This is a genomic window from Klebsiella sp. CB_Kp196, assembly GCF_040061575.1.
GTDB classification, from domain to species: domain Bacteria; phylum Pseudomonadota; class Gammaproteobacteria; order Enterobacterales; family Enterobacteriaceae; genus Klebsiella; species Klebsiella michiganensis.
The window spans coordinates 212,006-223,091 of record NZ_JBEAFH010000001.1 but is presented as its reverse complement, the minus strand read 5'-3'; the positions used below and the strand labels follow the sequence as shown (position 1 = coordinate 223,091).

The window sequence follows — 11,086 nt, the reverse complement described above, 5'->3', positions numbered from 1 at the left end:
AGATACGTGATCTGATCCTTCAACTCAGCAAAAGTTCGATTTATTCAACAAAGCCGATTGAAACTGCTCTTGATGACATTCTTCAGTCTTCACTTTGGCAACGCAGTTTGCAGCGTTATAGGGATGAGAATGAACGGATTTTGCTGAAATCGGGACTCCTGTCCCGCAGCCGATACATCTGGCAGCGCTCAACGGCAGCAGGGCGCCGGGGGTATTTCCTGTCGGGGGTAGGACTTACAACCGGGCTACGACTTGATGCTATTGCCGCTAAGGCCAACCAACTATTGATTGATGCGAATGCGGCTATAATGGGCGGTGATGCCGAAGAGGCAATTGCTGCTATCACTGCGCTCGCTGAAGAGGTCTTTACCTTCTATCCGTTTATACCTGATCCATTGCCTGGCGACTGGAGAGGTATTTTACGTTCCTGGCTATTGGGTGAACCCATGACTAACGTCGCGAATACGCAGACGTCTGAAACGCTTCAATTCGTCGAGAATGGGCTGGTGTATCGACTTCCGTGGGCAATGGAGGCTATTAGGGTACGTGCAACAGCTAATGGAGACCTCATAGGTGATACAGATACCACGCTAGACGATTATGAGTTAGGTTTTGCGGTTGCTGCCGTTGAAACAGGTACCTTGAGCCGTTCGTCTTCACTGCTTATTCAGGCGGGTTTTAGCTCCAGGCTTGCAGCCATAAAAGTGGTTACAGACACTACTGCCGATTTTCAATCCGGCCAAGAGCTTAGAAGGTGGCTGAACTCTGAAGAAGTGATAAGCCACACGGATAATCATGACTGGCCTACACCTGAAACCAGAGTGATGTGGCTGGAATTCTTGGGTAGTCTCAGCCCCAAAGGCAGCCAGGTTTGGAGTCGTCATCGTTATAACGGAATGGTTGACTGGAGAGCTACTCCGGCAGTGATCGGCACACCATTGCAGCTTTACACTGTTGATGGTATTCATCACGTACTGGCTGATGATGGCACTCCTCTGGGAAGTATAAATGGCAGAATTAACACAAACAGAAGAGGTCTTCTTAGAGTTGAGGTGGATGATGAGAATGGTCGTGCCATGTTCGACTATTTAGGACCGGACGACTTTATTTCTACCTGATTTCTGATTCGAGCGACTTATGATTGGTGCATGCATCTGGCGTAATCGGTGAGACCGTAGCTATATATTGTTATCCAAATTGAGCCGTTGCAACTCGTCGAGCGTGTAGACGCGGAAGACATTCCGGTGGCGGGTTTCCAGCGGGATGTGTTGATGGTTAACGATAACGTGTCTGATGCTGTCAAACAGCCGTTCAAGGCCGCGCTTTTTCTGCGGGTCCGGCACGATATAAAAAACGTAAATCCAGTCTTTCCGGGTCCGGGCCAGTAAATGGCTTGCGATGATTGACTGGTAGCGAGCTCTGGTTTTCAGACGGCGCTCGGTCTCAATGGCGATCACGGTTCCGCAGGGGAGAGTGATCAGCCCGTCTGGCCGGTGATTGACCTGATAACGGCTGAGGAAGGTCGTGCGATCGCCGTTTATCCAGCCGGACGCGCCTTTTTGCTCAAGGATGATCCGTGCCGCCTGATTATCAAGGTGATGTTCCAGCGTCCAGCCGGTAATCTTTGAAGGCTCAAATCGTGCGGGGAAAAGCGCATCGTCGGGGGTTAACACAACGGCCAATCCGTCACTGGTTATGCCCCACAATGAAATTTTTATCGTGCGTGATACTAGGACATACTTTTGTATTAACCCCATTTTCTCGACTTTTGAAAGAAGGGTATAAAGCGATTTATGATCCCGGAAACCAAATAGCAGTATCAGCGTTTTAAAATCGCTGTAGGTTTCTTCTTTCAGGAAGTTCAGCAGTTGTTTTATTTTTTCTCTATTGCGTGTCTGGCGCTCTTGATATGTCGAAATCAGCATAACCGCTCCTTAAAAATCCAGCGGGGACAGGTCTTTTTCATCATCAGGTTTTGGCTTTGTCGGTTTTACTTCGCTTTTGTCGAAGAAAAGAGCCGGGTGCGATGTCATCACATCCAGCGCGGTTGGTTTATCATCGTCGCCAAAATCCAGTTCGATCTTCACCGGTGCCGCCGCTGCGGCAATATCAGGGGAAACAGAAAAGGTTTTTAACCGGCGCTTTCTGACCTTTATCGGTGAAATCAGGGAGGCAGAAGGTAGCGTTGTTGTCGTAAAGATAAAACTGACAAAATCAGGCAGGTTCAGGATCATATTGCTGTCAATAAAAAAACGCTCGCCCTGGCGGATTGTGCGCTCACTGTCGATGGTTTCAGTGAGCATATTATCCGTCTTAGCCTTACGGAGTTCGTCATCCACCAGAATCGTTCCTGACATTCTCGCTATCCAGTCTGCTGTATCCGGATCCATAACCCGGTAAACCAGTTTGAATTTGGCATTTTCAACGACCGCACCGACAACGGCGTCGCCTTTCAAATCTGCCGGGCAGTCTTTTAAATCGGCAATGGACTGGTGATCCATAATAATATGCACGCCTTTATCCCGAGCCGCGCCTAAACCTTCCAGCGCTGGCCTGGATAAATGGTATTTCAGTTCGGAAAGATAAATAGCAATGGGGCGGGGTACGTCTGTTACACGTTCGCGCCTTTCTGCTAACTGGTAAAGGCGAACCAGCAGCATACGCTGAGCGGTAATGATTTTGCTGTTTCGCATGGAGCCGATAACATAACAGCAGCCACCTTCATCAAATATTTTTTTGAGTGAAAAACCCTTCGGTGAATTAATGGCATTGAGTAATGCCAGCTCCTCAATCTTGCCAAAAAATGCTTTGATTTTTTCGGCAATACCCTGAACGTAATCACCGTTATAAACATCCCGGATTGTTGTCGATGGATTATCGCTGACAAATTGTGCGGCCATACGGGCGGCTTTCCGGTCGTCGATCCGATAAAAGTCAGATTCCTGACCTTTTTCCGCCAGACTGAAACCTGCAACGAACAATTCTTCCAGTTCATCTGGAGTAATATCTTCAATCAGGTTTAGCTGGTATTGCTGTTTTCGCAGGTCAATTAAGGCAAAGGGTTTTCCTGCATCCTCGCAGGCTTTCCGATAAAGGTGTGGAGCCCATTCATCATCCTTGGGGTCCATAACAAACACACCTTCACCGGCCAGAATACTTTGATAAAGCAATATGCCGGTGGCAACCCCTTTCCCAGCTCCAGTGGTGCCAATAATATCCGCGTGTTGTTTCTGCCAGTCTTTTAACGGGAGATACATTGGTTCGTTCTCCCTGTCCATGCCAGTAAAAATGCCTTTATTCAGGTCAATATAATCCAGCGGATCATAATGCAGTGTTTCCGGCAGCAGGGACTTTACGGTGCGGACATCGGTGCGCAATTCGCGTTCAAGGGTAGTTTTTTTAACAAGATGTTTCTTTATTTTGTCCAGTTCCGGCGTGAATACCCGGCGAAGCATAATATGAAAAATAATTCCGGTTACAGTGAAAGCAATCCTTACTGACCAGGCCAGTACCGTATTATCACTGGTGAGTCTGGTCTTATACAGCCACTGGAAGGATCCGATAACTATCGGGGCCAGTGTGCCAGAGAGAAAACACAGCAGGGAAAAAGCGATAATCAACCTTTTCCATAACGGGGCTTTCTGCCGTTCATCGCTTTTCATTGATGCAAAAAACGGCATCGTCAGCCCCGCTAATAATGCCAGCACCAGTTGTTTCTGTTGCACAAAAGCCAGCACCGCCAGCATCCCGTTCACTATCGGGGACAGTGAAGCGGTAAGCTTATTTAAAATCATGATGCCTCCTTCGTCAGCGATTCGCCCCATGACATCGCCCCATCAATTCGCCCCACGGTGTCGGGCGAAAAGACGGGGCGAGCGTATGGGGTAAAGAAGGTGGCCGCTGTGCGGCCATGTGCAGGAAAGCATGCTTCCCTGCACGAAACGGCGTGCGCCGGTACATGCGGGCTGGACGCCCTTATTGCCCGGTGCATGGGGGTAATGTCGCGGCTGGACGCCACGCCAAAACCCCCAGGGTCAAAGGCGGCACACCGTCGTCCGCTACGCGCGACCACCCCCTTTAAGACGGTCGCTTTCGCCTTTTTCTTCCCTTTGCTCGTTCCTCGCAGCGGGAATAAAAGGGAAGCTGACCTTTAAAGAGGGTGGTCGCGCCACGCTACCGGCTTTTGGCCGGAGACTTAGCCGCGACGGTGTGCGGGGCTGTGCCCCCCGGGTAAACCGCTGTCGTGGGCGACAGCTTTTCGCTCGCCGGGGCGGCGAAATTTATCCGGCTCCCCCCGGCCTGCAAAATCCGCGTGGGCGCGGCTGTTTGCAGGTGAGGCGCGGTGCCTGAATTATTTTCGCTCCTTAACCCGCGAAAATATTTCTGTCCGCTGCCTCATTTTTACGGCCCCTGTTTCTTCGCTCCTTAATCCGCGAAAAACAGAAGCCGTAAAAACCTGAAAACCGTCATGCTCTGTGCCGTCTCGCCAGTATTAACCACGAACGCGGCCATATTTACTGATGATCTGACGGATAGCCGCCGGGTCTGCCGAATCACATTCAAGTAAAAAAAATTTTCTGGCATCAGCCGTATGGTCAGGCAGAAAACCATGCCTGTTCTTTTTTACGATATTAAAAAATACCCGTTCAGCGGTGTGACATTCACTGCTGCCGCCATTCCCGGTTGCTTTACCGTACATACATAACACCACTTCGCAGGCATCAGCAGCCAGTACAGATGTTGGACATGACGCCATAACGCCGAGTAATAATACGGAGAATATTGTTTTTTTCATTTCAGCCACCGTTATGATTAATGAAAGGTTACGTATTTTGGGGTGAGATTGTTTGCCGGAGTTATTTTCTGAGAGCCTCTTTCATACTATTTAAATGGACTGGCTTAAAGTAAATATCACGCATCCGTCGCACATCGCCGTGTATATCAATGCTGACGATGACATCGATGCTTTTAAGTACCTTGCGTAACAGCACATCAAAAGGAATGTTCCGGCAGTCCGGGTTTTCATAGCAGCGGTCAATGATCCCTTCAATGCATTCTTCCGGGCTGCCCGCATGCAGGGAGGTGATTAACCCCTCATGCCCGGAGCCGACAATTTTCAGCGCGTCCCACGCTTCCCGCCCACGAATTTCCGCCAGTAATATCCGGTCAGGATTCATACGATAATTGGCACGGATCAGTCTGCCGGGCGTGACAATGGCGTTATCCCCGGCATCCGCCGGGTAAAAAAGATGCACATAATTGGCATGGTGATAAAAACGGATTTCGGGATTGTCCTCAATCGTTATCAACCGGAGATGCAGCGGAATATAATGCAGCAGCGTTTTCATATAGGTGGTTTTGCCGGAGCCGGTTTCACCCACAATAAAAATCGTTTTGCCGTATTCCACCGCCTTTTCCATAAAGCGGGGAATATTCCCGCTATGATATAACCGGATCAGTGAATTATCCTGACTTTCCGTTTTTTCCTGACCGGCCACGCGCTGATAAAATCCTGCATCAATCCATGACTGATGTGTTTTCTGCTCAAACGAGGGTTTGCGCAGCGTAATGGACACCGTATTACGCCCGCAGGCCGGGGGAATAATCGCCTGAATACGCTCGCCAGATTCGAGCGTGGCCGACAGTATCGGTGACGTATCGTCAATATTATCGCCCTGCCAGGACGCCAGCGCTCTGGCAAAAGCATGACACTGACGCAACGTGATGGGGGATGCCCGTTTTTGCCATTTTCCCCGAATTTTTGTATGCAGCTCACCCGGACGGTTAATGGCAATCTCCGTCAGGCCATCCTGAGCAAGAAAATCACCAAACAGCCGGTTTTTCATAAAATCCAGTGACAGGTTTTCAGCGCTCATACCATTTCTTTTTCAGCCGTAGTTGATAAATAGAGGAAAAATCAATATCCGTGCCGGTCATGATGCCGATCACATCGCCCTGGTTCAGGTACATCGTGGGCGGGATACTGATGCTGTTTTCCAGCGTCATTTTCGCCATTTCCGCCGTTGCAGCGCGGGTGTTTTCGGTATAGTCGGTATTGCGGTCTTTACCCGGCGCTGCATCTGATGCCGCTGCCGCCACGTCCTGCACGGTACTGAGCATCAGGGCGTTGCCGAAACGCTCCCAGAAATGGCTGTCGATCCAGCCAGCGATCCCCGCCTCACCGAGCGGGCCGGTGGCCTGCGTATCGGTGAGCGGGATTTGCAGGCTGCCGGGCTCCGGCGTGCGCAGCTCCGTCCACAGCACAAACATCCGGCTGCGCCCGTGTTGCAGTGCGCCGGTGCGGTAGACACCACGGGCGACCGTTCCTGCCGGGATCAGCTTCACATGGTTACTGGCGCTCCAGACATTCTCACCGATCAGGCAGGAGATATGACCGCCAACATCGGACACGAAGCGCCGCATCATCGAACACGGAATATAGCGATCCACCGGAATATAGAGATCGGGATCAAGGCCCAGCCGCCTGACACCGGTGACGCGGGCAACGCGCGGATTCTCCTTGTTATTGCTGCCTGCCGGTGCTGTCGTATCCGGGCAGCGCAGGCGTCCATCTTCGCCACTGACCAGTACCGACTGACAGGATGTGTACGCCGTGGGGGCAGACGGGCTGCCCGACGTTTCCGCGTTACTGCGCAATCCGCTTCGGTACGCGCGTGTATCGTCGCCTGACCCTGTACTGCCGCTGTTCAGCCCGTCTGCCAGTGCTGCCGCCTTGTTCAGGGCGTGTGGCCCTGGCGGCAGAGCTGGAGTGGCCGGGGTGCTCTGACTGGCTGGGCCTGCGCTTTCCTGCCTCCCTGGCCCGAACAGGCCAAACGGGTTACTGTCCATGCCCAGATTCTTACGCTCCTGCTGCACCGCCCCGGAGGCGGGCGGTGGCGCGGCGTCAGATTCTTTCTCATCACCCCTTTTCAGGGCGCTGAGAAGACGATCGCCACCGGATGCCAGCGCGATGACCAGGACCAGACTCAGCAGGCTGACGATCAGCGTGCGGCGACCGGAAGCTTTACGGAAACGGGTCACTTCCGGCTGACCAGGCGGCGTTTTCTGCTCCGGCTCCTGATATGCCATTGCCGCGCGGGCGCGTTCACGGGCTTCCGCTTCCCGTTCTGCGGTGGTTTTTTCAGGTTCGTCCGGGGAATATTTGTCGGTCATTTTGCCTCCAGCGTAACGGACGGCGAAACGGTGTCACTGTTGGTCAGCGGGATACGCCCGAATCCGTCGTTTTCGATCCCCACCACCGAGGTGCCGTAACGCAGAACCAGTTGCGGCGATGTCGGAATCACCATCACGGTGTAGTTGCCCCGTTTACCCGTCCGGGGCGTGACCGCCTGCTCCTGGCCGTTCACCACCCGGAAAACGGAGGGCAGGGTTTTCGTGGGGGAAAAACCGATATACGCAAAACGACCGTCATCCCAGGTAAAGTCCGGGGCGATGGCGGCGGAACCGGCGGCCACCCGTTTTGTATAGCGCCAGTTGCGCGGCGTGGTTGCCTGCCCGAATGATGCCGCTATCCGCTGCCGGTCCAGTGCTTCCTGCTGATGTTGCTGACGGGCGGCGCTGGCGGCAGCTGATTTTTTCCGCAGCTCATCGGGATAGTGGTAGCGGATAACAAATGCCTGAGCGGGCGAGTCGCGGTCCAGCACGTTCAGCTCCAGGCTGTAATCACGCTTCGAGGTCACCACGAACAGGTTGGTTTTCCAGTCTTTTGCCGTCGGCAGAAACACCTGGCTGACGTTGTTGCCGCTGGCATCCGTGACCGGCTGGGTAATCGGGTTGGGGCTGATGCCCACCCGGTTGTCATTTTTTGTCACGGTCCAGCCTCTGGGAAAACCCGCCTGCGCATCGATAACGGTTTCATCATCGTCAAACACCAGCATGGTGACGTAGCCGGGGCGGGTACGGACGACCGTGGCGTTCTGGCTGTTGTACGTGACGTTCTGCATCCGGCTGTCATACGCGCTGCCGCGCGGTGTCGCCGCGCTCCATGCCACGCATGACACTATTAAGCCAGAGAGGAGCAGGATATGTTTCAGCATTATTCCCCCCTCAGCTCTTTATCGCGCTGGTAGCTGGTGACGATAAAGCCCAGCGGGTTCACTTCACGCTGGCTGTCGGTCAGTTGCCGGTGCGGGACGTAGCGGTATGTGAGGCGAATATTCCAGACATCCGTTTTCACGGAATTATCAGCAATACGACGAATTGTGCGCTTGATACGCAGTGTTGCCAGATTATCCGGTCCGGTGGCGGGCGCATGCACATTGGAAATAATGTCGATATAGACAACATATTCCGCCTTGTTAAAAATCACGTCCGGTGCCTGATCGCCGTTAAACCCGTCAAGATAATCCCGGTTCACGCTGTCGCTGTTAAATAACTGTACGTCGTCGTAATCACGCTGGAGGGAGAAATAATTATATCCCTCGCGGAGTCTGACATAGTGTGCTGCCAGTGAATGCGCCAGTGCTTTTTCAGACGAAATATCCCGCTCCTTCACGCGGGTCATATATTCATAGCGTCCGGTCTGTTTATCCACTGACCATAATTCAGTGTCGGTGGTTTTCAGCGGCAGCAGAATAATAATGGCCGCAATCGCCATTGCGGCCAGAATCAGTCCGGCAGCGGCCACCCGCCAGGCGTTTTTTCGGGAACGCTCTTCCTTTTCCAGCAGGATGGATTCAAAAGAGCGGGAAACATTAACAATGTTCTGAATATCAGACATGGTGAGTCAGCTCCTGAATGATGGCGGGGGAATTTACCGGCTCGGGTTCGCCGGATACCGGCGGGAGGCCGCCCTGATGCCGTGCGCAGCCCGTGAGCGCGCACAGCATCAGAAGGATGATGCTGAATTTCATGGAAGCCCCTTATCGTATGGATGCAGGAATGCCGCACCGGTGGCGCAGGTCACGGCGTGACGGGGAAAGGAAATTAACGGCAGGAAGGGTTAACGGTGACGCTGCCGGTTCAGGCGTTTCATGCTTTCGATGGCGGCGGCGCGTTTCTGCCAGGCGCTCACGGTTTTACCCGCGCCTGCGCCGGTGAGCCTGCCGGTCGCCGCAGCGACGACGGCCATGCCGCCTTTCGCAGCCAGGCGGGCACCGTCCCTGGCGCCCGGCCCGGCGAGGTCGGCGGATTTATTCGCCAGTCCGCTCAGACCACTCATGGCGGCACCCTGCAGTACCGCCTGTACGGCGGCCCCGCTGAGTGCGCTGGCGAGCTTCGCGGAAAACCAGACCACCACACCCGCCGCGACCCCGGCCAGCAGGCACTGCGCCGCCAGCGTGACCATATTAGTTTCAGCAGATGTTTTTGTTGCTGCATCCAGTATTTTATTCAGGTAATTAATGGCGATACGGATGGATAAAGCAGAAAACATGATCGTTAATATTGCCGCGAAAATCGTTTTCAGCCAGTTATCAAACATCGGTTTAAGAAAACCGTACAACAGGCAGAAAATAAAGAGCGGCGCGGTGGTCGTCATTAACAGGAGGGTGATTTCGGCGAGCAGGTTCACAAAGGTGGCTGCCATCAGCAGGACAACAGAGCCGCCCCATACCAGGACTTCGGCAAGGCCACCATTCAGTTTGACGTAAGTTGAGGTGTCCATATTAAATAACTTTTGCCCCAGCGCCTGTGCCTTTTCCCAGACGGTATCGAGCAGCGCCCAGACGTTATCATCGCCGCTGATACCGTCTTTGAGTCCCTGGATAGCCGCTACCGCCATATCCAGCCAGCCATCAAGGTTTAACGCAAAGGTGGTGATCAGCAACATTCGCCCCACATCCCAGGCGACATCTTCAACCGGGGTCCGGAGTTTGCCAGCCAGCGTCTGATAACCGCGAAACAGTATAAACAGGGTAAAAGAGCTGACGATGATGACGCTGGTCATCGTGCCGTAAGTGGAAGACTGACCTTCCAGTACGGTATTCAGTCCATCCATGATGTTTTTGTCCATACCAACAAAAATACCACCGGACATGGTGCCTCACCTGATATATAAAGAAAGGGAATAAAAAACAGGGAGAATTCCCTGTTTTGCTGGAGGAAAAATTACTGTGTCACAGCATTTCTTTTTTCAGCTTCCTGCTGAAATATCGCCTCAAATTTCTCCTTAACCCCGGGCTGGCCTTCCTGTGCAAACATAAGTGCTGCCCGGTGGGCAAATTCGCAGTTATCGCTTGCCTCGCCATCCTTAAGGCATTGCGTATAAACCGCATATGTTTCGTCAGGATGCTGCTTATACCAGGCTTCGGATTTGGTTTCCTTGCAGCCGGACAGTAATATCACGCCTGAGAGTGTGCATAAGGTGAATAAAGATCTGAGCACGGATAACCTCCTTATAAATTATTAAGGTCAGCAACAGGTGCCGTCAGTTGCTGCTGTTCAAAGGCTTTCTGTCTTTGCTGTTCCAGCAATGTCGTTCGCTGTTCAGCCTGTCTGACAGACATCTCCCACTGATTCGTCAGCGCATTTAACTGTACGCTTTTCGCCGCGATGGCGTTAGCCAGATCCTGAGACTCTTTCGAGTCCTGCGCATTCGATATACGGTCAGATAAGTCTGATATATCGCTGAGTGTGCTGTTGATCCTGTTTTCAACGCCAGTGGTATTCTCAATCGCCATTGCCTGATTGAGGATCATCTGTTTACAACTGTCGGCCAGGGCCTGAGATTTTATTCCGACCTGTTCATCACTGCATACGCTGAACGATTTGTATTTACTGTAAAGGTTTTGCAGTTCAGAAGAATATGAACTGTTCTGCGTGGTCAGCAGATCATCCAGTGAAATACCGCTCTTACGGAGATTATCAATATCGGTTTTCAGGCTTCGGGCATCACTGAGAAAACCCTGAATATCCCGCACGCCGGTTGCGGTAGCCAGTTGCTTCTTATATGCATCGAGTTCACTTTTATAATGGGTAACCGTATCCTCCCATTGCTGTAGTTTCTGCATCCACTGATTAATGGATTCGGTATTCTGCACAGCGTCGAAAACCGGTATTCCGGCGCTGAACGCCTGCGTCGAGAAAAATAACGATAATGCCAGAAGGTGATCCCGGGTACGCATTA

General features: G+C 52.5%; 11 protein-coding genes and 1 pseudogene. 1 reads left to right on the top strand and 11 read right to left on the bottom strand.

Going from position 1 to position 11,086, the window contains the following annotated elements; all coding sequences use genetic code 11:
- Positions 1-1,118: pseudogene (locus ABLU87_RS01100) on the top strand (DEAD/DEAH box helicase); the annotation flags it as partial.
- Between the two features lie 60 nt (positions 1,119-1,178).
- On the opposite strand, the gene mobC reads toward ABLU87_RS01100, so the two are convergent.
- The 11 genes from mobC to ABLU87_RS01045 form a co-directional block, all read right to left on the bottom strand.
- Positions 1,179-1,925 (bottom strand): MobC family replication-relaxation protein, encoded by a 747-nt coding sequence (gene mobC / locus ABLU87_RS01095; protein WP_201158902.1) that lies wholly within the window; start codon positions 1,923-1,925, stop codon positions 1,179-1,181.
- 9 nt (positions 1,926-1,934) lie between these two features.
- The gene (locus ABLU87_RS01090) at positions 1,935-3,794 is read right to left on the bottom strand and encodes a TraM recognition domain-containing protein (RefSeq protein ID WP_201158903.1); all 1,860 of its coding nucleotides are present in this window, start codon (positions 3,792-3,794) and stop codon (positions 1,935-1,937) included.
- A 698-nt stretch (positions 3,795-4,492) separates the two neighbouring features.
- Positions 4,493-4,795 (bottom strand): TrbM/KikA/MpfK family conjugal transfer protein, encoded by a 303-nt coding sequence (locus ABLU87_RS01085; RefSeq protein ID WP_201158904.1) that lies wholly within the window; start codon positions 4,793-4,795, stop codon positions 4,493-4,495.
- 61 nt (positions 4,796-4,856) lie between these two features.
- Positions 4,857-5,876 carry a P-type DNA transfer ATPase VirB11 gene (gene virB11 / locus ABLU87_RS01080; RefSeq protein WP_201158905.1) on the bottom strand — a complete coding sequence of 340 codons (1,020 nt, stop codon included), beginning with the start codon at positions 5,874-5,876 and terminating at the stop codon, positions 4,857-4,859.
- Positions 5,866-7,173 (bottom strand): TrbI/VirB10 family protein, encoded by a 1,308-nt coding sequence (locus tag ABLU87_RS01075; protein WP_201158906.1) that lies wholly within the window; start codon positions 7,171-7,173, stop codon positions 5,866-5,868. The genes virB11 and ABLU87_RS01075 overlap by 11 nt, the downstream gene beginning before the upstream one ends.
- A complete protein-coding gene (gene virB9 / locus ABLU87_RS01070; protein ID WP_201158907.1) occupies positions 7,170-8,057 on the bottom strand; it encodes a P-type conjugative transfer protein VirB9 in 888 nt (295 codons plus the stop codon). The genes ABLU87_RS01075 and virB9 overlap by 4 nt, the downstream gene beginning before the upstream one ends.
- Positions 8,057-8,740, bottom strand: a complete 684-nt coding sequence (locus ABLU87_RS01065) for a type IV secretion system protein (RefSeq protein WP_201158908.1) — start codon at positions 8,738-8,740, stop codon at positions 8,057-8,059. The genes virB9 and ABLU87_RS01065 overlap by 1 nt, the downstream gene beginning before the upstream one ends.
- Entirely contained in the window at positions 8,733-8,873 is a 141-nt protein-coding gene (locus tag ABLU87_RS01060; RefSeq protein ID WP_201158909.1) for a hypothetical protein, read from the bottom strand. The genes ABLU87_RS01065 and ABLU87_RS01060 overlap by 8 nt, the downstream gene beginning before the upstream one ends.
- Positions 8,874-8,962: 89 nt before the next feature.
- Positions 8,963-9,997, bottom strand: a complete 1,035-nt coding sequence (locus tag ABLU87_RS01055; protein WP_201158910.1) for a type IV secretion system protein — start codon at positions 9,995-9,997, stop codon at positions 8,963-8,965.
- Between the two features lie 71 nt (positions 9,998-10,068).
- A complete protein-coding gene (locus ABLU87_RS01050; protein WP_044173375.1) occupies positions 10,069-10,344 on the bottom strand; it encodes an EexN family lipoprotein in 276 nt (91 codons plus the stop codon).
- 11 nt (positions 10,345-10,355) lie between these two features.
- Positions 10,356-11,084, bottom strand: a complete 729-nt coding sequence (locus ABLU87_RS01045; RefSeq protein WP_201158911.1) for a type IV secretion system protein — start codon at positions 11,082-11,084, stop codon at positions 10,356-10,358.
- Positions 11,085-11,086 lie beyond the last annotated feature (2 nt).